Origin of the sequence: Streptosporangium sp. CA-135522, from assembly GCF_050949235.1 — a bacterium.
GTDB lineage: Bacteria > Actinomycetota > Actinomycetes > Streptosporangiales > Streptosporangiaceae > Streptosporangium.
This window is the reverse complement of the sequence record NZ_CP192026.1, coordinates 4,036,254-4,058,072: the sequence shown is the minus strand read 5'-3', so window position 1 is coordinate 4,058,072 and position 21,819 is coordinate 4,036,254. Positions and strand designations below refer to the sequence as shown.

General features: G+C 69.9%; 16 protein-coding genes. 9 read left to right on the top strand and 7 right to left on the bottom strand.

The window, feature by feature from the left end; genetic code table 11:
- Positions 1-99: 99 nt before the first annotated feature.
- Together ACQPYK_RS18820 and fdh are read right to left on the bottom strand one after the other, a co-directional pair.
- Positions 100-903, bottom strand: a complete 804-nt coding sequence (locus ACQPYK_RS18820; RefSeq protein ID WP_433256888.1) for a 4Fe-4S dicluster domain-containing protein — start codon at positions 901-903, stop codon at positions 100-102.
- Positions 896-4,081: a formate dehydrogenase gene (gene fdh / locus ACQPYK_RS18815; RefSeq protein WP_433256886.1), complete on the bottom strand. Its 3,186-nt coding sequence runs from the start codon at positions 4,079-4,081 to the stop codon at positions 896-898. Before fdh ends, ACQPYK_RS18820 begins: the two co-directional genes overlap by 8 nt.
- A 262-nt stretch (positions 4,082-4,343) precedes the next feature.
- Between fdh and ACQPYK_RS18810 the strand changes: the two genes are divergently transcribed.
- Together ACQPYK_RS18810 and ACQPYK_RS18805 are read left to right on the top strand one after the other, a co-directional pair.
- Positions 4,344-5,486 carry an ROK family protein gene (locus ACQPYK_RS18810; protein ID WP_433256885.1) on the top strand — a complete coding sequence of 381 codons (1,143 nt, stop codon included), beginning with the start codon at positions 4,344-4,346 and terminating at the stop codon, positions 5,484-5,486.
- 77 nt (positions 5,487-5,563) lie between these two features.
- Complete coding sequence (locus tag ACQPYK_RS18805) at positions 5,564-6,619, top strand: LLM class flavin-dependent oxidoreductase (protein WP_433256883.1); 1,056 nt, start codon at positions 5,564-5,566, stop codon at positions 6,617-6,619.
- An 89-nt stretch (positions 6,620-6,708) separates the two neighbouring features.
- Here ACQPYK_RS18805 and ACQPYK_RS18800 read toward each other — a convergent pair whose 3' ends face one another.
- Positions 6,709-7,131, bottom strand: a complete 423-nt coding sequence (locus ACQPYK_RS18800) for a hypothetical protein (RefSeq protein WP_433256882.1) — start codon at positions 7,129-7,131, stop codon at positions 6,709-6,711.
- A 214-nt stretch (positions 7,132-7,345) separates the two neighbouring features.
- Complete coding sequence (locus ACQPYK_RS18795; protein ID WP_433258835.1) at positions 7,346-7,867, bottom strand: hypothetical protein; 522 nt, start codon at positions 7,865-7,867, stop codon at positions 7,346-7,348.
- Positions 7,868-8,069: 202 nt separating this feature from the next.
- On the opposite strand from ACQPYK_RS18795, the gene ACQPYK_RS18790 reads away from it, so the two are divergent.
- The 3 genes from ACQPYK_RS18790 (at position 8,070) to ACQPYK_RS18780 (ending at position 11,314) form a co-directional block, all read left to right on the top strand.
- On the top strand, positions 8,070-8,507 hold the full coding sequence (locus ACQPYK_RS18790; protein WP_433256880.1) for a hypothetical protein: 438 nt from the start codon (positions 8,070-8,072) through the stop codon (positions 8,505-8,507).
- A 330-nt stretch (positions 8,508-8,837) separates the two neighbouring features.
- The gene (locus ACQPYK_RS18785; protein WP_433256878.1) at positions 8,838-9,890 is read left to right on the top strand and encodes a LacI family DNA-binding transcriptional regulator; all 1,053 of its coding nucleotides are present in this window, start codon (positions 8,838-8,840) and stop codon (positions 9,888-9,890) included.
- 59 nt (positions 9,891-9,949) lie between these two features.
- Positions 9,950-11,314 carry a transposase domain-containing protein gene (locus ACQPYK_RS18780; RefSeq protein WP_433256877.1) on the top strand — a complete coding sequence of 455 codons (1,365 nt, stop codon included), beginning with the start codon at positions 9,950-9,952 and terminating at the stop codon, positions 11,312-11,314.
- Between the two features lie 180 nt (positions 11,315-11,494).
- Here ACQPYK_RS18780 and ACQPYK_RS18775 read toward each other — a convergent pair whose 3' ends face one another.
- A complete protein-coding gene (locus ACQPYK_RS18775; RefSeq protein WP_433256875.1) occupies positions 11,495-12,190 on the bottom strand; it encodes a hypothetical protein in 696 nt (231 codons plus the stop codon).
- A gap of 699 nt (positions 12,191-12,889) precedes the next feature.
- Here ACQPYK_RS18775 and ACQPYK_RS18770 point away from each other — a divergent pair.
- Positions 12,890-13,948, top strand: coding sequence for an MsnO8 family LLM class oxidoreductase (locus ACQPYK_RS18770; RefSeq protein WP_433256874.1), 1,059 nt, complete (start codon positions 12,890-12,892; stop codon positions 13,946-13,948).
- 204 nt (positions 13,949-14,152) lie between these two features.
- Positions 14,153-16,156, top strand: a complete 2,004-nt coding sequence (locus tag ACQPYK_RS18765; RefSeq protein WP_433256872.1) for a toll/interleukin-1 receptor domain-containing protein — start codon at positions 14,153-14,155, stop codon at positions 16,154-16,156.
- 116 nt (positions 16,157-16,272) lie between these two features.
- On the opposite strand, the gene ACQPYK_RS18760 is transcribed toward ACQPYK_RS18765, so the two are convergent.
- Complete coding sequence (locus tag ACQPYK_RS18760) at positions 16,273-17,907, bottom strand: RyR domain-containing protein (RefSeq protein WP_433256870.1); 1,635 nt, start codon at positions 17,905-17,907, stop codon at positions 16,273-16,275.
- Between the two features lie 391 nt (positions 17,908-18,298).
- Between ACQPYK_RS18760 and ACQPYK_RS18755 the strand changes: the two genes are divergently transcribed.
- Together ACQPYK_RS18755 and ACQPYK_RS18750 are read left to right on the top strand one after the other, a co-directional pair.
- Positions 18,299-20,347 carry an ATP-binding protein gene (locus ACQPYK_RS18755; protein WP_433256868.1) on the top strand — a complete coding sequence of 683 codons (2,049 nt, stop codon included), beginning with the start codon at positions 18,299-18,301 and terminating at the stop codon, positions 20,345-20,347.
- Between the two features lie 305 nt (positions 20,348-20,652).
- The gene (locus ACQPYK_RS18750) at positions 20,653-20,901 is read left to right on the top strand and encodes a hypothetical protein (RefSeq protein WP_433256867.1); all 249 of its coding nucleotides are present in this window, start codon (positions 20,653-20,655) and stop codon (positions 20,899-20,901) included.
- Between the two features lie 246 nt (positions 20,902-21,147).
- On the opposite strand, the gene wrbA is transcribed toward ACQPYK_RS18750, so the two are convergent.
- Complete coding sequence (wrbA, locus tag ACQPYK_RS18745; protein WP_433256865.1) at positions 21,148-21,768, bottom strand: NAD(P)H:quinone oxidoreductase; 621 nt, start codon at positions 21,766-21,768, stop codon at positions 21,148-21,150.
- Between the last annotated feature and the right edge of the window lie 51 nt (positions 21,769-21,819).

Sequence of the window (21,819 nt, the reverse complement as noted above, 5' to 3'; positions counted from 1 at the left end):
CTGCCGGGACCACGCCGGCTCCCCCGCTCACGCCCGCTCCGTGCTCGGCGTCCGCTCCCCCGCTCACGCCCGCTCTGCAGTCGGCGTCCGCTCCCCCGCTCACGCCCGCTCCCGGAGGAAGGACGCCGCCATGACGGCGGTCAGGGAGAGCGCCGCCCCCGCCGCCCACCGCCACATCGCGGGCAGGTCCCGAGTGGTGACCACCGGGTCGGGCGGCAGGCCGTACACCTCTGGCTCGTCCAGCAGCAGGAAGAACGCGCCGTCGCCGCCCACACCGTCGCCCGGGTCGGCGCCGTACAGCCGCGCCTGCGGCCGGCCCTCCGCGTGCAGCCGCTCGACCCGCTCCCCGGCGCGGGCACGCAATTCCTCCAGCGGCCCGAACTGGATGGAATCGGTCGGGCAGGCCTTGGCGCAGGCCGGCTCCAGTCCGCCGAGCTGGCGGTCGTAGCACATCGTGCACTTGAACGCCCGGCCGTCGCGTTCCCTGCGGTCGATCACGCCGTAGGGGCAGGCCGGCACGCAGTAGCCGCAACCGTTGCAGACGTCCGCCTGTACCACCACCGTGTCGAACTCGGTGCGAAACAGCGCTCCGGTCGGGCAGACGTCCAGGCAGGCGGCGTGCGTGCAGTGCTTGCACACGTCGGACGACATCAGCCAGCGGTCGATCGGCTCGGCCGCCCCCCCGTCGGCCCGATCCCCGCCGGTGGGCGCCGGGACCTGCTGCTCGATGAAGGCCACATGGCGCCAGGTGTCCGCTCCCAGGCCCCCCGTGTTGTCGTAGGAGGTCGCCCGGAAGACGAACCCGTCGTCGGGGACGTCGTTCCACTCCTTGCAGGCGACCTCACACGCCTTGCATCCGATGCAGACGCTGGTGTCGGTGAAGAATCCCATCCGCTCAGCCATGGCGGTACTCCTCGATCAGGTCGAGCAGGGCTCTGCCCCGGGGACGTCTGCCGGGCCGTACGTCGCAGGTCGCGGCCTTGCCCTCCTGGATGTAGACGTTCGGGTCGAGCACGATGGGCAGCAGGTCGTTGACGACGTCGCCGGTCACCAGGCCCTCGCCGCCCCAGTGGTACGGCAGGCCGACCTGCTCGATCTCCCGGCCCTCGATCCGCAGCGAGCGAACGCGCGCGGTCACCAGGACGCGGGCCTCGATCGCGGTGCGCGCCGTCACGATCGTCGCCCAGCCCCCGTTGACCAGCCCGAGCTCGGCGGCGAGGCGGGGGGAGACCTCGCAGAACAGCTCGGGTTGCAACTCGGCGAGGTAGGCCAGCGTCCGGCTCATGCTCCCGGCGGTGTGGTGCTCGGTGAGCCGGTAGGTCGTGAGCACGTACGGGAAACGTCGCGACTCCGACGGGTTGTAGGGCGTCTCGGGACGCCGGTAGGTTCGCCGGCAGGGGTTGGCCTGCTGGCCGTACAGGCCGTTGGGCACCGGTGACTCGTGCGGCTCGTAGTGAGCCGGCAGTGGTCCGTCGGCCAGCCCGGCCGGGGCGAACAGCCAGCCCTTGCCGTCGGCCTGCATGATGAACGGGTCGGTTCCGGCGAGCGCCGCCTCGGCTCTGGCGCCTTCGGGCGGCAGGTAGTCCGGCGGCTTGTTCTTCTCGAAGTCGGGCACGTCGTCGCCGGTCCACTCCCCCTTGTCGGCGTCCCACCAGATGTAGGCCTTGCGCTCGCTCCACGGGCGGCCTTCGGGGTCGGCGGAGGCGCGGTTGTAGAGGATGCGCCGGTTGGCCGGCCACGCCCAGCCCCATTCGAGCGCGACCCTGTCCTGCTCACCCCGCGGCTTGCGCCGGGCCGCCTGGTTGACTTCGTCGGCGTAGACCCCGCAGTAGATCCAGCAGCCGCATCGGGTGGAGCCGTCATCCTTGAGTTCGGTGTAGGCCGACAACGCCCGCCCGTCGGGGCCGGTGCCGTTGATCTCGCGCAGCACGGCCTCGGCCGACGGCTCCCGGTGCTCGCCGTGCTCGGGATAGGCCCAGGTCAGCTCGCGCAACGGCCGGTCGATGTCGTCGTCACCCAGCCGCGCCCTGAGGAGTTTTCCCAGGTGGTAGTAGAACCACAGGTCGCTGCGGCAGTCGCCCGGCGGGTCGAGCGCCTTCTCCCGCCACTGCAGCAATCGCTGGGTGTTGGTGAAGGTGCCCTCCTTCTCCACGTGGCTGGCGGCGGGCAGGAAGAACACCTCGGTGCCGATGTCCTCGGTGCGCATCTCCCCGGTCTCGATCTCCGGGCCGTCCTTCCAGAACGTGGCCGTCTCCACCAGCGTCAGGTCGCGCACCACCAGCCAGTCCAGGTTGGCCAGCCCGAGACGGTGCGCCTTGCCTCCCGAGGAGCCGACCGCCGGGTTCTCCCCCACCACGAAGTAGCCCTTGACGGTGCCGTCGATCTGCCCCATGACGGTCGTGTAGTGCCCGTGGTCACCGGTCAGGCGCGGCAGGTGGTCGAAGCAGAAGTCGTTCTCCTCGGTGGCCGCCTCACCCCACCACGCCTTGAGCAGGCTCACCATGTAGGAGCGCTTGCGGCCCCAGAAACCGGTGTCGGCACCGGCGTTGGCCAGGTAGTCCTCCAGCCCCTCGTGCCGGTGGGCATGGGGCATCGGCAGGTATCCGGGCAGGATGTTGAACAGCGTCGGGATATCGGTGGAGCCCTGGATGCTGGCGTGGCCGCGCAGCGCCATGATGCCGCCGCCGGGACGGCCCATGTTGCCCAGCAGCAGCTGCAGGATCGCGGCCGTGCGGATGTACTGCACGCCCACGGAGTGCTGGGTCCAGCCGACCGAGTAGACCCATGCGGTGGTGCGTTCGCGCCCGGAGTTCGCCGTGACCGCCTCGGCGAGCTCGGCGAAGTCCGCCGGGGAGATGCCGCACAGCTCGGCCACCTTCTGCGGGGTGTAGCGGGCGAAGTGCCGCTTGAGGATCTGGTAGACGCAGCGTGGGTCGCTCAGCGTCGGGTCGGTTCGCGGGGTGGCGAGCATCGCGGGACCGCCCGAGCCGTACTGGTGGGGGCCCGCGGCCTCGGCGTGCTGCCCGCCGCCCTCGAGCTGCTCACTCCGCTGCCCGGCGGCGGCCTCCTCGGCCGCGCCCTCGTAGGCCCAGCTCGACGGGTCGTATTTACGGCCCTCGGGGTCGAAGCCGGAGAACAGCCCGTCCAGTTCCTCGGTGTCCCGGAAGTCTTCGGAGACGATCGTCGAGGCGTTGGTGTAGGCCAGGACGTATTCGCGGAAGTCCAGCTCGTTCGTGAGCACGTGGTTGATCAGCGCTCCGAGCAGGACGATGTCGCTCCCGGCGCGGATCGGCACGTGCTTGTCGGCGAACGCGCTGGTCCGTGTGAAGCGCGGGTCCACGTGGAAGACCTTCGCCCCGCGCGCCTTGGCCTCCACCACCCACTGGAACCCCACCGGATGGCATTCGGCCATGTTGGAGCCCTGGATGACGATGCAGTCGGACTCCGCCAGATCCTGCTGGAAGACCGTCGCGCCGCCGCGCCCGAAGCTGGTCCCCAGACCGGGGACGGTGGAGGAGTGTCAAATACGCGCCTGGTTCTCCACCTGGATCGCGCCGAGGGCGGTGTACAGCTTCTTCATCAGGTAGTTCTCTTCGTTGTCGAGCGTCGCCCCGCCCAGGCCGGCGATGCCCATGGTGCGCCGTACGACCTTGCCGTCGGCCTGCTGCTGCCAGGTCTCCCGCCGGGTCCGCAGCACCCGGTCGGCGATCATCTCCATCGCGGTCTCGAGCTCCAGCGGCTCCCACTCCGTGCCGTTCGGCCGCCGATAGAGCACCCGCGTCTGCCGGCCCGGATGGGTGACGAGCTGCTTGCTCGCCGCCCCCTTGGGGCACAGCCGGCCACGTGAGATGGGCGAGTCGGGGTCGCCCTCGATCTGGGTGACCCTGCCGTCTTCGACGTAGACGAGCTGGCCGCATCCGACCGCGCAGTACGGGCAGACCGACCGCGCGACCGTGTCCGCCTTCTCGGTGCGGGGTCGCAGCGCGTCGGTGCGCGCCGACCGCGCGGCGTCGCTCCTGGCGTCCTCTCCCCTGAGCTGCCGGATCACCGGCCAGCGGGAGATCCGTCTCCCCTGTGCCATGTTGCGGGTCCTCCCCCTGATCCACCAGCGCTAATCACCCCGCAGACGACTAAATGGCGATCAGCCCGATTCCGGATACCCGTGCCCGCTTCCGGCGCCGCCCGCCGAGAGGCCCGCGATGGGGGACGCGATGAGGGAACGGTGAGCTCGGATGACTTACTTCACGGCCTGATCTAACATGATCGAAGGGCGGGGGAAGGAATGGACGATGGTCAGGGCCGAACGCAGGACAGTGCGCGATCTCCGACGCGGAAACCGTGCGGTGCTGCTGCGAACCCTTTACTTCGAGGGCCCGACCAGCCGCCACGAGCTCAGCGGGCTGACCGGCCTGAGCGCCGCCTCGGTCAGCAACGTGACCGGTGATCTCATCACCGACAACGTCATCGTCGAGGCGGGCCTGGTGGAGTCCGACGGCGGACGCCCCCGGGTGCTGCTGCGCGTCAACCCGGAGTTCGGATACGCGATCGGCGTGGACGTCGGGGAGACCCACGTGCGCGTCGAGCTGTTCGACCTCGACATGAACGAGCGGGCCAAGGCCGAATATCCCCTCCGCCCGGCGCGGCACGACGTCGATCTGATCGTGCGGCACATTCTGTCCGGCATCGATGCCGTGCTCGCCGACAGCGGTGTCGACCCCGCCCGGGTGCTCGGCGTGGGCATCGGCGTCCCGGGCATCGTCGAGAACGGTCCCGAGGCGCTCATCCACGCCCAGACCTTCGGCTGGGACGCGGTTCCCCTCGGCGCGCTCGTGCGCGCGGGCACCTCCCTGCCGCTGTACATCGACAACGGCGCGAAGACGATGGGCCAGGCCGAGCTGTGGTTCGGCGCCGGTCGCGGAACGCGGCACACGATCGTCGCGCTGATCGGCTCGGGGGTCGGAGCGAGCATCGTCAACGACGGGATCACCTACCGTGGCGCCAACAGCAGTGCCGGCGAGTGGGGACACACCAAGATCACGATGGGTGGCCGGGCCTGCCGGTGCGGTGGTCACGGCTGCCTGGAGGCCTACATCGGGGCCGAGAGCATTCTGGAGCGGGCCGGGCTGTCCACCGCCGAGATCTCCGACGAGCAGACCGTCCTGGCCGACCTGGTGCGGTCCGGAGGCCCGGTCATCGACGAGACGGCCGACTACCTCGGGGCCGGCCTGGCCAACCTGATCAACCTGTTCAACCCCGAGCGGATCGTCATCGGCGGCTGGGCCGGCCTCCTGCTCGGCCAACACCATCTGACGAGGATCAGGCGCTCCGCCGCCGGCAACTCCCTGGCCCAGCCGTACGAAACGGCCTCCATCGTGCTGGGCCGCCTCGGGCCCGACGCCGTCGCCCTGGGGGCCGCCACCCTCGTCGTAGAGGACTTCCTGATGGCCAAGGCCGTCCCGCCCGGCCAGCGGTCGGCCGCGGTCTGATCCCGGCGTCCCACCTCGCCCGATCCGCCGACCGGCTAAGCGGAATAAACCTCCGCTTAGCCGAAGTTGCCGTTGTCATGGCTGAAGACAACATTCGTGGCGTGGCGCGCGGCGCCGCCGACGTCCCCCTGTCGATCCTGGAGCTGGCCACGGTCGGCTCGGGCGTGACCGCCACCGAGACCCTGCGGGCGAGCACCGAGCTGGCCAGGCGCGCGGAGGCGCTGGGCTACCACCGGATCTGGGTCGCCGAACACCACGGGATGCCCTCGGTGGCCAGCTCCTCCCCCGCCGTGCTGATCGCCCACCTGGCCGCGGCGACCACGACCATCCGGCTGGGGTCCGGCGGCGTCATGCTGCCCAACCATGCCCCGCTGATCATCGCCGAGCAGTTCGGCACCCTGCACGCGCTACATCCGGGCCGCATCGACCTCGGGCTCGGCCGGGCACCGGGCACCGACCCCGCCACCGCCCGCGCGCTCCGCCGCCACGGCTTGGACGCCGACGACTTCCCCGAGCAGCTGGCCGAGCTCACCGCCTTCCTTGACGGCGCGTTCCCGGCGGGCCACCCGCTCGAGAAGGTCGTCGCCACCCCTCGATCGCCCGAAACGGGCCGGCCGCCGATCTGGCTTCTCGGCTCCAGCGGCTTCAGCGCCCAGCTCGCCGGCCTGCTCGGGCTGCCGTTCGCCTTCGCCCACCACTTCAGCGCGGCCAACACCATTCCCGCCCTGGACCTCTACCGGTCGTCCTTCCAGCCCTCGGCCGTGCTCGACCGGCCGTACGCGATGATCGGTGTCTCCGCCGTCGCAGCGGAGACACCGGAGCAGTCTCTGCGCATGGCCCGTTCCGGCGGGCTGTCCATGCTGCGCCTGCGCCGCGGCGCTCCGCAGCCGATCCCCACCCCCGAGGAGGCCGAGGCCTACTCCTATGGCCCGGTGGAGAAGGACTTCCTCGACGACTACCTGTCCAAGGTGGTGCACGGGGACGCCGCCCAGGTGCGGGCCGGCCTCGAGGAGCTGCGCAAGCGCACCGAGGCCGACGAGCTGATGATCACCACGCTGGTCCACGACCCCGCGGCCCGGATCCGCTCCTACGAGCTGATCGCCCAGGCCTACGAGCTGTCGCGGAGTTCCTGACCGGTCGCCGGAACGCCCGCCCACGACGGGCGCCCGACCGCCACGGGCGCCCGGCATCGCGGACGCCCGGTCGTCACGGCGTTCGCCCGCTAGGGCGTTCGGTCGTCGGGATCTTCGGCCGGCCGCGGCGCCGGCAGCTCGGGCCGCGAGTCACCGCGCTCGGCGAAGTCGAGGAACGCGTGGTCCTCGGGCGGGTCGGCCAGCTCGATCAGCTGCCGTACGGCGGGGCTGTCGAGGAACGCGGTGACCGCGCCGGCCAGCCCTTCGCCCAGGGGGCGGAGCGCCTCCACCACGGTCTCCACCGCCGCCTGCGTCTGCGTGCCGAAAAGGACACCGACCTCGCGCAGGAAGTCGTCGGAGATGTGCGGCAGGGGCGGCGCGGGTAACGCGAGCCGCGGCCTTGGCGGAGCTTTCTCTGGTGGCGCCCAGCGCATGGAGTCCTCGCTCATGGCGAGCCACTCGTCGACGACTCCGTCGATGGCGTCGAGCACGTGGTCGGGATCGCTTGGCATAGCGGTTCCCCCGGTGGCTGAGATTCGATAAGACGACGGTACCTCTCCGCGGCCGGCAGGCAACGGGGTGCCCGCCGTACCGGATCGTCTGCCCGGCCGCGAGCCCTCGATCCTCTCCGTCCACGCTCGCCCGCCACTGGTGGAGAGCGCTCTCCGGTCAGGACACAAGGACACCTCCGGCGGTGGGAGATATCAACGGTGGTGTCAAAAAGCCCTATTTAGGGCGCCCGGCGATAGGGGTCAACTTCAGTCGCCTGGTCGTTGGGCGGGCGCCCCACCGGTAACGCTTGCGGGCGCGCTGAATAAATTGACGTACGGTGACGAACACGGCGGACAGGTAGAGGTCCACGATCCGGCCGTCGCGGTCTGTGCAGCGTCGGATCTTCCCGTATCCGTTCATCCAGGAGTTCGTTCGCTCGACCACCCAGCGCTTGCCGGTCTGGATCGGCGCGGGCACGCCCTTACGGGAGAGCTCCTCGCCGAACCCCAGCACTTCCAGTACGGCACGGCTGGGCGCATTGTCATAGGCCGCGGCTAGATGCACGGTAACGCCGTCCGGTATGGCTCCACCTGTGTCAACGCCGCGTCCAGGATGGGGCCCAAGAGCGCGGTCGGGGATCCGGCGTCGATGGCAGCCCAGCGGATGATCTGGGTGGAATTCGGGACGGTCTCTGCCGATCGCGGCGTGGAATTCGACCCAGATGGATTCCAGCAGGCATGATGGCACGACAGGCACGGGCACCTCGGTGATCACTGAGCGTAGACAAATCCATGATCACTCAGCCGTTCCCGTTCGCATCTCATGTCGACCCGCGGCCGAGCCGTCATCCCTATCGCCGGGCGCTCTAAACCCTCCCAGGGTTCATTCCCCTACAGAGCGACTCTTCTCCCCTTCACGGGGGAGTCGCGCCCGGGGCGCCGCGAGAAGAGTTGATGATGTGAGAAACGCATACGCGGCGATCGCGTGGACCGGCCTGTACGTGGCGTCCAAAGTCCATTTCGCGCTGGAAGAACGGCTCGGGGTCACCGGCGGGCCGCACGTCTCCCCGGAGAGCTACCAGGCGTTCGGGGCTGGCGAGGTGGCGCTGGCTCAATGGGGCAACGCGGCGAGCGGGCTGCTCATCGGGGGCATCCTGCTCGCTGGGCGCCTGCCCCTGCGCGGGCGGTGGCCGCGCATGGTCCGACTGGTGCTGCACTGGGCGTGTACGGCGATCGCGACCGTGGGCGCGGTGGGCATGCTGGGTGGCGCGCTGCTGACCGACCGGGGCGGCGCGGTCTTCGGCGGCTACTGCGCGGTCTGGGCGGCGCTGCTCTTCCTCGCCACCCGCGACCTCCGGATCCGCGACACCCGGACCCGCGTGCCGCAAACCGCGTAGCCGGCGGCCCCCGCGTCCCCGGCCCTTGAGGTGGAAGCGCGCCCGCAAGCGTTACCGGTGGGGCGCCCGCCCAACGACCAGGCGACTGAAGTGACCCCTATCGCCGGGCGCTCTAAATAGGGCTTTTTATTTCGATGAGATGAGCCCCAGGTTTCTTTCCCGCGACGGCCGCCGACACCCTCCTGTCCCAAGGCAGGCCCGCCACCGCCTCCTCCTCCGAAGGCGCCGCCTACGCCCCTTCGGCCGCCTTCGACGGCGACCGCGGAGAATGCCCCCGGGTGACCGGGAGACGCACCGGAGAGCGCTCTCCAGCTATGCTATAAAGTCCACATGAGCGAAGGTCTTCCGTCGGCGCCGGGCTCCCCCACCCTGGAGGACGTGGCCCGGGTGGCGGGCGTCTCCCGCGCCACCGTCTCCCGCGTGATCAACGGCATTCGCAACGTCGATCCCGCGATCCAGGAGACGGTCAGGCAGGCCATCTCCACCACGGGCTATGTCCCCAACCAGGCGGCCCGCTCGCTCGTCACGCGCCGCACCGGGGCGATCGCGCTGGTCGTCTCCGGAGCGGGCGGCGAGAGCGAGGACGACCCGTTTCCGAGCCAGGTCTTCGCCGACCCGTTCTTCGGCCGGGTGGCCGGTGGCATCGTCGGCTTCCTCCGCCCCCGCGGCATCCACCCGATCCTGATGTTCGCCGAGACCCCCGAGGCCCGCGCCCAGGTGCTCACCTACCTCCGCCAGGGCAACGCCGACGGAGCCGTGCTGGTCTCCACCCACTCCGATGATCCGCTGCCGCGGCTGCTCGCCGACTCGGGGCGGCCGGCCGTGCTCTTCGCCAGGCCCGCCCGGCCGATCCCCATCAGCTACGTCGACGTCGCGCACCGCACCGGTGCGAAACTGGCCGCCGACCGCCTCGTCGCCCGCGGCTGCCGGCGCGTCGCGACCATCTCCGGCCCGCTCGACGTCCCGGCCGGCCAGGACCGCCTGGCCGGCTTCCGGGACGCGATGGCCGCGCACGGCCACCCCTACCTCCCCTGCGTCGAGGGAAATTTCACCTACGACAGCGGCGAGGCCGCCATGGAGCGACTGCTCGCCGAGCATCCGGACATCGACGGCGTCTTCGTGGCCAACGACCTCATGGCCCAGGGGGCCCTTCTCGTGCTGCGGCACCACGGCCGCAGGGTGCCGGACGACATCGCGGTGGTCGGCTTCGACGACAGCAGCGCGGCGCTGGCCTGCCGCCCCCCGCTCACCACGGTCCGCCATCCGGTGGAGGACATGGCCGCCGAGATGGCGCGCCTGCTGCTGAGCCGCATCGAGCAGCCGGACCGGCAGGTGACCTCGGTCATCTTCGAGCCCACCCTCGTAGTCCGCCAGTCCGCCTGACCCCACGCGGCACGGCCGGGTTCGGTGGCCCGCCGGTCCCCGCGCGACCGGCCTCGGACGTGCTCGAAGTCAGGCCCGCTCGGACTCAGACGCGCTCGGGCACCGGCGCCTCGGCCGCCTGCTCGACGAGACGTTCGCCGCGGTGCCCGGCAGCGTCACCCTGCCGATCTGAGAGCACCCCCGGATCGCCTGCCGCACGGCCGGCGGCCTCCCGGCGGGCTCTCCCCAGATGCCGGTGTTTCGCCTGTGGCAGCGCTTCCGTCCGGCGCGTTTCCCTTGTCAATCTCGACGTGGTCCGGCGGGAAAATCAGGCATTTGCTTATAACGTTGTACGGACGCTTTCCGGCAAAGTTACGCAGGTGAAGACTCCGCCAGACGATGTACGGCTGGCAGATCAATTGTCGGTCGGTTACCTCACGTCCATCTTTCCGATGTCGCTTCTCGACGAGGTGATAGAGGTCAGCGGATGCGCGGAGAGACGGCGGCGGGCCCTGCCCGCGCGACTGACGATGTACTACGTACTCGCCCTGTGCCTGTTCTCCGACAAGAACTACGACCAGGTCATGCGCCTGTTGCTGAACGGGCTGGCCTGGCGGTCGCGCTGGGCCCACACCTGGGAGGCGCCCAGTGTGTCGGCGATCAGCCGGGCCCGCGCACGGCTGGGCGCGGAGCCCCTGCGTGTGCTCTTCTGCCGGGCGAGCGGCCCCGCGCCGGAAACCCGGCCGGCCGCATCGCGGCTGGCCGGGCTCCGACTGGTGACCATGGACGGCGCCACGCTGTTCGTCCCCGAGACTCGCGACAACTCGGCCTTCGGCTATCCGGACGAGACAGCCCGGTTCCCCTGCGTCCGCGTGGTGGCCGTGGCGGAGAACGGCACGCACGCGTTGATCGACGCGACGTTCGGCGATTCGGCCGTCGAGCGGCACACGCTGGCCCGGAGGCTGTTGCGTTGCCTGGAGTCGGACATGCTGCTGCTCGCCCGCTTCGGCCCCCAGGGGCTGGGGTTGTGGCGTCAGGCGGCCGAGACCGGCACGCACCTGCTGTGGGGGATCACCGGAGCCGGCGCGTTCCCGATGGGACGTGGCTTCGCGGACGGATCCTACCTGACCAGGGTCACCGGGCTGGGAGACGCTCCCCTGCGGGTCATTCCCCTTCCGGGCGCGGAGTGGCTGATCACGACGCTGACCGATCCGAATCAGGCGACCGCGGCCGAACTGGCGGCGCGGTACGCCGATCGATGGGTCATGGACAGCGCACTGGCCTGGCTGTACCCCGGCCGTCGCGGTGCGGCGGCGATGTTGCGCTCCAGGAGCCCGGAGATGGTCGCACAGGAGATCTGGGCCCTGCTCTGCATCTACCAGGCCGTGCGCGCGCTGGCCTGTCAGGCCGCGGGCGATACGGGGTCGTCGTGGACGTTCGTCTAGTCCGGCGTCACGGTGCGGACGTCGTCCCCTTCCCCGGCGGTGGCGGCCGGGCGGGGGTCGCGTGCGGCCCGGCGGCACACGGTTCACCGGCATGCCAAGGCCCGCCTCTCCCTGTGTGGGAGAGGCGGGGCCTGCCGGACCGGTGGGATCGCTCAAGAGTCCCGGAGGGTCACGGGGACGTCAGGAGGTGAGGTGGAGTTTCTGGTTGTAGACGCCCGATCCGGCGACGGTCTCACCGAGGAGCTGGAAGGTGGCGCTGAAGGTGGCCGTGCCGGGGCACAGGAAGCTGCCGCCGTCCTTGTTCAGGGTGTAGCTGGTCGCCTTCGCCTGGGCCTGGGCGATCGTGGTGACCGGGCGGTTGGGGTTGTCGGAGTTGAAGGCGTCCAGGGTGATGCTGTTTCCGGCACCGGAGCCCCGGTAGGTGCAGTTGATGGTGCCGAACCATCCGGTGGTCACCGAGGAGACCTTGACGTTGCTGAGGGTGAGGGTGCCGTCGCGCCCGCCGCTCACCGCGCCGTAGGTGACGTTGCCGCCGGTCCAGGGAAGCCCGACCGCGGTCACGGTGGACGAGCCGCCGGCGCTGTTGGGGCACTGCGGACCGGGGTTGTTGCTGAAGTTGTAGGCCGTGACGTTCAGAGCGGTGCCGTTCGACTGGACGGTGCCGTCGATCTGGCCGACGTTGCAGGTGGCGGTGCCGAGTGAGGTGGTGATCGATACCGGGGCGATCAGCGTCGACCTGACCTTGCCCGAGTAGGGGGCGCCGGCCGCGTTGTCCCTGTGGACGGTGGTGGTGGCCGCCCAGGCGGAGGTGGGGACGAATGTGAATGCCAGAGCGGCGGCGGCCACGGCGGCGGCGACATTTCGGAAGTGCTTCATCGGCCACTCCTCTGTAATTTGCCAGACATCGCGAGAGTAGATAGCCGAATATCGCGAGTCAATGTCTGCACGCCAAATACATTGGCCGGAAGCCAATCTTCGACCGTCAATTCATGGGCATTCCGTTGAGATAAGGAGCACGCCGCCAGAGGCACTCGGCGACGAATTCCATGGAATCCGACGACTCTTGATCATCGCGAACCCGACTCAACAGATACACATTTCCCAAGCTCACGGCGGCGGAAAATCGGCCAGGAAGTGGCCACCGGTCGAATCCCGCCCCCATGCCGAGGTCAACGCAAATCACGTTCGGCCACATTAATACCAATGGCAGCCGGAGAGTGGCGGCTATGCTGACATGGATCCGTCAATCACGTCAGAATATGCGGTTGCATCGATAGATGACTTCCGGATGGACAGTAAACAATGCGACCAGGGAACATCCACGACGGCCGCTTCCGCACGCCGTCCGGCGTGTACCGGTTTCCCTCCGCCGCGGCTAAACCAACCAAGCGCTTGAGTAAACTTTCTCCGAGGTGGACGAGGACGACGTGCGGCCCTCCTCCCCGGCCGTCCCGGAGCGCGCCGGCCCCCGCTCGCCCGACCCTTGTGAGGCCCGTCCGGGCGACCCGCGCGACCTCGGGGACCCGGCGATCCGCTGCCGGGGAATCCCCCGGGCACGAAGATGTTGAAGAGAGGGTGAACCAAGCACTGCAGGCGATACGGCTGTCGATCCTGGACCGCTCCCTCACCCGCCGGGGGCACGAGCCCGCGCGGGCCCTGCGGGACACCGTCCGGTTCGCCCGGGAGGCCGAGGTCCTGGGCTACCACCGCTTCTGGGTGTCGGAGCACCACGGAGTACCCGGGGTGGCGGGCTCGGCGCCGACCGTCCTGGCCGCCGCCGTCGCGGCCGCGACCTCGCGCATCCGCATCGGCACCGGCGGCGTGATGCTCCCCAACCACCGGCCGCTGGTCGTCGCCGAGCAGTTCGGCGTCCTCGAATCGCTGTACCCGGGGCGCATCGACATGGGCCTGGGCCGATCGGTCGGCTTCACCGGCGGCATCAGGCGGGCGCTGGGCCACGACAAACGCGACGCGGAGGACTTCGGCGCCCAGCTGGCCGAGTTGCTCGGCTACTTCACCGGCGGGCAGAAGGCGCACCCGGGCGTGCACGCGCTTCCGGCGGAGGGGCTGCGCGTGCCCGCGTACGTGCTGGCCACGGGCGCCGGGGCGGACATCGCGGCCGACCACGGGCTGCCGCTGGTGATCGCGGCGGCGGGCGGGCAGGAGCGGATGCTGCAGGCGATCGCCCGTTACCGCGAGCGCTTCCAGCCCTCGGCCTGGTCGGCGCGGCCGTACGTCGTCGTCGCGGCCGGCATCGCGGTCGCCGACACGACCGAGCGGGCCCGCCGGCTACAGATGTCCGAGGCGTGGGCGACCGCCTTCTCCCGCACCCATGGCGTCTTCCCGCCGCTCGCCCCGGCCGAGGAGATCCTCTCCACGGACATGACCGTGCGAGAACGCGCGTTCTTCGAGGAGTCGCTGGCAGGACAGATCCACGGTACGGAGGATGAGGTGGCGGTCGCGCTGGAGACGCTGGTCGAGCGCAGCGGCGCGGCGGAGGTACTGGTCACCATGAACACCTTCGACCATGAAGAACGCCTCGACTCCTACCGCCGTCTGGCCCGCCTGGCCGGCGCCGGTGCGCCACAGAGCGAAAGGCAATCTCGTTCACGACTTTTTTCGCAATTCAAATAACGCCACAAACCCAGACGTAATGGATAAATAACCGATTGCAGGAATAGTCAAACAGGGAAAGTCCTAGACTCTGTGGGGTAGGCCGGTGAAACGGTGAGGTCGACGAGCGCATGATCGCCTCTCCCGTTCGGCCATCCCCCAGCCGATCACCCAACCAGCGCCCGCACCACCGACCATGCAGCCGGGCGACTCCGGAGAGCCGCCTTGACCACACGAACCCGCATCGCGATCGTCGTCTCCCCCTACGTCACCGCGGTATGGGTGATGTTCTTCGCCGGGATGAGCGGTGACGACGAACGCGGCGTCATCGCGTTCCTCCTGGTCGAAGCGGGCCTTCTCGTCCTCGTCCAGAGCACCTGGATGCGGGGCAGGTTCAGCGTGGCGAGCGTTTTCACCTGGAATCTCGTCGTCTTGATGGCATCGGGTCTCGCCGCGGGGACGATGAGCCGCGGCGAGACCCCCCAGGGGGTCGTGGGCGGTTTCGTGATCGGCGTCCTGGCGGGTCTCGCGTCGCTGTGGCTGGGAGACCTGGCTCAGCTGCGCCACAGACCGCGCGTGTTCCTCAGCTACCGGCGCGGCGACTCCTCGGACGTCACCGCCGACCTCTACCAGCTGCTGGCCGGCCGGTACGGCAGGCGGAACGTGTTCATGGACGTCCACTCCATCCGGCCCGGCCGCGACTTCCGCCGCGAACTGGACGAGGTCATAAAACGCTGCGACGTGCTGGTGGCGGTGATCGGCCCCCAATGGCTGGACATCCGAGACGAGCACGGCCGGCGGCGTGTGGACCAACCGGAGGACTACGTGCGGATCGAGATCGAGACCGCCCTGTCCGCCCGCCTGCCGGTCGTTCCGGTGCTGGTCTGCGGGGCCGTCCTCCCCCGGAGGGAGAACCTCCCGCAGAGCCTCGCGGACCTGCCGTACATGCAGGGAGCGTCGTTGCGTCCGCCGCCGGACTTCCGCGAGGATTTCCACACTCTCGTCACACGGTTCGAGGAGACGCTCCAGCTGCACGCCTCCGGCACGATCACGCCGCCGCCCCCGAAACCCGGCCCCCGCCGCAGGCTCAAGGTCGCCGTGCTCGTCCTGGCCCTGCTGATTCCACCGGCCTGGAAAACCCTCGACGTCGTCACCGCCGACGTGCGCAATCTCAACGACGCCGCGCTCTCACCCGACGGCACCCGCATCGCCTCCGTCCACGGTACGGGTCTCGGCGTCAATACCACCCTCCGGCTCTGGAACGCCGGAACCGGGAGATTGGAGGCCATCGGCGACTATCCCGCCGATATGGGGCCGATGTGGACCGTGCGATGGTCGCCGGACGGCCGCCTGCTTGCCACCGGCGACCACGAGGGGACGATCCGGATCTGGGATGCGACGAGCCTGACCGTGATCCGGACCCTGAGGGGTCACCAGGGCATGCTGGACGACCTCGCATGGTCGCCGAAGGGCGAGGAGGTCGCCTCCGGAGACGAGAAGGGAACGGTCCGGGTCTGGAACGTGGGAACGGGAGAGCTGGTCGCGTCCACGACGCTCTTCTCCCAGCGGGTCAGCGCCCTCGTCTGGTCCCCGCGTGGGCGGGAGATCGCCGCGGGAAGCTGGGACACGACGGTCGTCGTGGCGAAGGTGGAGGGGCGGGGGCTGAAGCGACTGCGCACCCTCACCGAACACACCTCGTTCATCAAGAAGCTGGCCTGGTCACCGGACGGCCGTCGCCTCGCGTCGGGCGCTCTGCAACCGCCGTATCTGGCAGTGCACGACCTGGAGGACGGCACAGCGGCTCGCGTCATGATCCTTGAACGGCAGCCCGACGTGGTGACGGCCCTGCGCTGGTCGCCCGACGGTGCCTGGCTCGCCTCCGCGAGCGGTGACGACGTCCGGCTCTGGGACGCCGGCGGCGGGCTACGGCGCAGGCTGTCCCTGGGGCAGGCCTACGACCCCGATCTCGCCTGGGCGCCGGACAGCTCGGCGGTCGCCTCGGCCGACGACTCGGCCGTGCGGATCTGGCCGGTGAAGGAAGGAGAGCCGGCCGCGCAGCCGGCCGGCCGACGGGGCACCTCCGCCTTCGCCGGATGGTCGCCCGACGGACGCAGGGTCGTGTCGTGGACACGGTACGGGGACGAGGTCCGCGTCTGGGACGTCGGCAGCCGTACCGACATCGCGATCTGCCGGCTGAGCGTCTGGGACGGATTGCTGAGCCTGTTCTGAGGCATGGCCGGCGTCGGTGCGTTCCCGTCACGAACCCCGTCGAACTCCTACCGGGGCTCGGCGTGCCCCCGTCACGAACCCCGTCGAACTCCTACCGCAAGCTCGGCGAGCCGCTGTCACGAGCTCCGGGAAACCTCCCGAGCGGTTCCCTCCAGGCGGACGATCTGGAAGCCGGCCGTGGCCAGCACGGCCGGCAGGTGACGGATGACGTTGCGGTCCTTCTCCTTGGACGACTCGGGAAGGCGGTCCCAGTCCTCCATGTCGGGATGTCTCTTACCGACGGCGTCGCGGGAAGGACCGTGGGTCCAGCCTTCCGCCGCGCGCTCGTCCATCCAGCGCCGGTGCTCCATGATGGCGAGCCGTTCGATCTCCTGGTCGGTGAAGGCGAACTCGAGCTCCGGATTCACCCGTGAGGCGAGGACGCCGCCGACGGCCTTGAGCTTGCGGCCGATGTCCTGAGCCTGGCCGCGGTTGGCCTTCCTGAGGGTCTCCGGCAGCTGTGACCAGGAGACCAGCGAGTTGTTGGTCTCCGGGGAGTCGCCGCTCTTGAGACTGTCGTAGACGTAGCTCTCGTGGATGGCCCGCGCCAGTTGCTCGATGAGATCCTCGGCGATCAGACGCGGGTCGCCTGCCTCGTCGGCGACGGCGAACACGCGCAGGAGCCCGGCCAGGTCCTCCAGAAGGCTGACTCCCTGGAAGGCCTGCTCGAACATCCCCTGCCGCTCGACCCGGATCACGAGCGAGCGCGGCACCCTGGTCCACAGCCGCAAGGTGGTCAGCGCGGTCTTCAGCGCCAGGTCCTCGTCGCCGTAACAGACGTACACCCGCTGCGGCGCGTCGGCACGCGTGTCGCCCTCGGAGTCGAACCGGTCGGGATGGATGGTCGTGAGGTCGAGGAGGGAGTCGATGAATTCGTACCTGCGGCGAAGAACGGCCAGCGTCGCGTCGGCGTCCGCGTCGATGACGGTGACCGGCAGCCTGGGCCGGGGCTGCGGAGACCGTAGCCGCCACCGACGAGCCAGCCCGACGAGCAGCGCGCGGCCGAAGCCGTCGAGCCCGATGATCGTGATCGGCAGGCACTCCTCGACGGGATCGCGGTCCAGCAGCACTCGGGCGGCGAGCTCGTCGAGGTTGAAGAAGTCGAGCCGGAGACCCGGCGGGTCCGCCACGCCCAGCCGCCGGGCGCGCAGTGCCGCGCAGAGGTCGGGATCGGGGATGAGCACGTACGCCGCCAGCGAGCCGGGGGCCGTCCGCCGGACGCCGTGGGCGGCCAGGGCGATCCCCGTGTTCGTGGAGCTGTCCTTCTCGCAGGCGTAGAGCACCTCGGCTCTGGCGACCCCCGCGGCCCTGAGCACGGCGGGGTCGCGGGCGTCGCCGACCACGTGGAGCACGCGTGGGTCCTCCAGTGCGGTGACGGGAGCGGAGGTGATCACCACGACGTCGCGCCCGCTCTCGCGCAGCCTCTCGACCAGCCTTCGCGTCACCGGCCCCTCCCCGCAGATCACGGCATGCCGTCGTGCCTCCCGCGCCCGGATCCGCCGGATCTCGGTGGTGAACATGAGCCGCGCCGCCTCGATCAGGGCGTAGATCGTCACGGCGGGCGCGATGAACCTGGCCAGTTCCAGCGTCCACGGCAGCGGGTGCGTGCCGTCGAAGGGGGTGGGATCGAGAACGAACAACTGGAGATCGTAATAGAGGAGGTCCAGCGGCGACCGCGCGAACTCCGGCCGAGAGGCCAGGTAGGTTCGCATACCGACATATCCCAGTACAAATGCCGCAATCGCCAGGAGAATGAACGCGGTTCGGAGCCGGAAGGCGGCAAATGGCGTCTTCACTCATGCCTCACTCATGACGATGTCGAAGTGTCGATAATCGCGCGCGGTGCCCCGATCCGGAGATGAATGATCCCTTCCACATTAACGGCCGGAACGGCCGCGCGACGTCGATCCGAGCAGGTTGGATCCGCCTCCGCGGCGCCTGCCCGGCGCCTCGCGAAGCCGTACGGCGCGGGCATGCACGGCGGTGGCGGCCGGGGCAGGCGCGTCGATGACACGTCCGCATCGTCGCCCGCGTGGCGTTGTCGGTAAAAGTACACATACTTCACCCCGGGTGGCGACCGGGCCGAAAGCTAAAGTCGTCCTCATGTCTTCGGGGACCGATCAGAATTTCGCAACGCTGGGGCGGCGGCTCCAGGCTGCCCGCGAGCGGGCCTTTGTCGGACGGGAGGAGGAACTGGCCGCCTTCCGCTCGGCCCTGTACGGCGACGGCCTCAGCGTGCTCTACGTCCACGGTCCCGGTGGTGTCGGAAAGTCGGCGCTGCTGCGGCGCTTCGCCCAGGAGGCGACGGCGGCCGGCCGGCCCGTGATCAGGGTGGACGGGCGCACGCTCGACCCCTCCCCGGCGGCGTTCGAGGCCGAGGCCGATCTGGTGCTGCGCGATGAGCGGGCGGTGCTCCTGGTCGACACCTTCGAGCGATGCCAGGGCCTGGAGGGCTGGCTGCGCGAGCGGTTCCTGCCACGGACGCCGATCGGGGCGCTCGTCATCGTGGCGGGGCGGACCGCTCCTGACGTGCAGTGGGAGGTCGACGCCGGCTGGATGGAGTCGATGAAGGCGATCTCACTGTCCGACCTCCCGCTCCAGGACGCCCGGGCGATGCTCGACGCCCGCGGGGTCGCACCCGACCTGCACGAGCCGCTGCTCGCCTTCGCCGGCGGGCACCCGCTGGCACTGTCTCTGGGCGCGGCCGTGGCGGTCAAGGACGAGAAGGCGAGCACGCGATGGGTGCCCAGCCAGGAGGTGGTGGCCACGCTGCTGGACCAGTTGGTCGGTGAAGTCCCCTCACCGGCCCACCGCCATGCGCTGGAGGTGTGCGCGCACGCGTACACGACCACGGAAGACCTGCTGCGCGCGGCCCTGCCGGATGACGCGGCGTCGTTGTTCGCGTGGCTGCGACGGCTGCCGTTCATCGAATCGAGCAGCCTCGGCGTGTTCCCGCACGACGTGGTCCGCGAGGCGCTGGAGGCCGATCTGCGCTGGCGGGACCCGCACGGGTACGCGGCCGTACACCACCGCGTCCACGCCCACCTCGCCGCACGGGTGCGCGACGCCCCCGACCCGGAGGTGCTGCCGGCCGTCGGAGCGCTGTTCCACCTGCATCGCGACAACGCGATGACAGCGGAGTTCCACACCTGGCGGGGGGAGGGCAAGGTGCAGGAGGACATCTTCAGGCCCGAGGACACGAGCGCGCTCGTACGGCTCGCGGCCACCGCCGAGACCCAGGCGTCGGCGGCCGGCGCCGCCTTCTGGAGCGCCAGGCAGCCGGCGGCGTTCCGCGTCTACCGGTGGACGGAGACCGGCGACCCCGTGGCCTTCTGCGCGTGGCTGCGCCTGGAGGAACCCGTCGAAGAGGAGATCGCGGCCGACCCGATCACCGCCGCGGCCTGGGCGCACGCCCGCGCCACCGCTCCGCTGCGCCCGGACGAACACCTCGCCATCGGCCGGACCTGGGTCCTTGCCCCCTATCGCGGCAACTCGCCCGTGATGGACCTCATCCAGTGGCGGGCCGTGGGCTACTGCCTGCGCGCCGAGCGAATGGCCTGGTCGTACATGGCCATGCCGGATCCGGATTCGTCCAGGGACTACCTGCGCCACTACGGCATGACCGAGATCTCCCAGCGTCCGCGGCTGGATGACGAGCCCTATGGCCTGTTCGCCCATGACTGGCGGGCGACGCCGGCGGAGGCTTGGCTGGCACGGCTGAATCGGCTGCTGCTGTCCGGCGGGCAGGAACACCCGGCCACCCCGCCGGTCCGGTTGGCGGTGCTGTCGCAGCCGCAGTTCGCCGCCGCGATACGTCAGGCACTGCGCGGCCTGGCCCGGCCGGCCTCGCTGGCCACCAACCCGCTCACCCGCAGCAGGCTCCTCACCGGGCATTCCGCGCCGGATGCGGCTAGCGCGCTGCGCGAACTGCTGGAACAGGCGATCGAAGCCCAGCGGGACGACCCGCGGGCGGCCAAGTTCCATCGGGCCATGTCCACCACCTTCCTCCAGGGCGCGCCCACCCAGGAGGTCGCCGCCGAACGGCTCGGACTGCCGTTCACCACCTACCGCCGCCACCTGAGCGCGGGCATCGAACGGGTGTGTGAAGATCTGTGGCACCGCGAAGTCCACGGGACGGATCACCCGGCGTGACCTCAGGGCAGCAGGGCCCGGTGCGGCGCCGGCGCCGCACCGGACCGAGCGAACCGCTCAGGGATCGTTTCATGCGCGCCGTCTCCGCCGCGCCCGAATCGCTTCAGCGGCGAATCGCCCTGACCGGGGACTCCATGCTGTCCGGCCCTCGTTGCCTCTCCGGGTCTTCTATGACAAGGGTTATCGCGACCGGACGCGCGCGGGTTTCCGATGTTCGTTCAGTGTGAGTGACCAATCGGTCGGCAGAACGCCGTTGATCAGGCATTTTCGGTGGCCCATGGTGGACGGGCCGATACCCCTTCCGCTTGAGGAAGATCTCTCATGTCAAGATCCACCGGAAATGGGCCGCCCTGGCGTTGCTCGCGGCGACACAGTTCGTCCTGATCCTCGATCTGACGATCATCAGCGTCGCCTCACCGTCCATGGGGCTGGACCTGGGCCTGTCGCAACAGGAGCTGTCCTGGATGACGACCGCCTACGCGCTGGCGCTCGGTCTTCTTCGTCAACGTGCCGCACGGCGTCGCGACCCTCATCATGACGGTCGCGCATCATGACGGTCGCGCTCGCCAACGCCATCGACCGCATGTGGGTGACCGTCAGAACCCGTCCCGTACAGGAGTGATCAGCTCGGCGGCAGAGAGGCGACGGCCCGGCCGAAGGCGGCGCCCAGCAGGTAGGCCATGGCCGAGCAGGCCGATCGCCGCCGACCGGTGATCATCGGGGACCGCCGCGGTGGCCCGGACCGCGAACACCCTCTGGCCCGAGAGCGCGGCGATCGAGCCGACCACCGCGAGCGCCGATCATGCCGCGGCTTTGACGGCCTTGGTTCCACGGGCGAACCGCACGACCCGTTCGGTCTGCACACGGGCGGCGGCGCGGGTGGTCTCGTCGACGGGGTGGGTACCGCCTCGGTCGCAGTGGGAGGTGCCGTAGGGGTTGCCGTCGGCCCACTTGTCGGGATGGGTGTAGGCGGGCGGGACGATGATCCCGCCGAAGTGGATGAAGGTGTTCGACAGCGCGAGCAACGTGGACTCGTGGCCGCCGTGCGCGGTGCCGGTGGAAGTGAAGCCGCTGTAGACCTTGTCGGCGAGCAGGCCCTTGCTCCACGGCCCGCTCAACGTGTCCAGAAACTGCTTGAGCTGAGAAGAGATGTTGCCGAACCGGGTGGGCGAGCCCATGAGCACCGCGTCGGCCCAGACGAGGTCGTCGGCCGTGACGACCGGAACGTCAGCCGTCGCGGCGGCATGGGCGGCCCACGCGGGATTGGCGTCGATCACGGCCTGCGGCGCCAGCTCGGCCACCCTGCGCAGCCGTACTTCCGCACCCGCCTTCTCCGCGGTCTCGGCCATCTCCCGGGCGATCGCGGCGATCGTGCCAGTGGACGAGTAATAGACGATCGAAAGATTCACGGACGTGTTCACGAGGACTCCCCGAAGAAGAGGACGAAGTGGCACGTCAGACAATATAGTCAT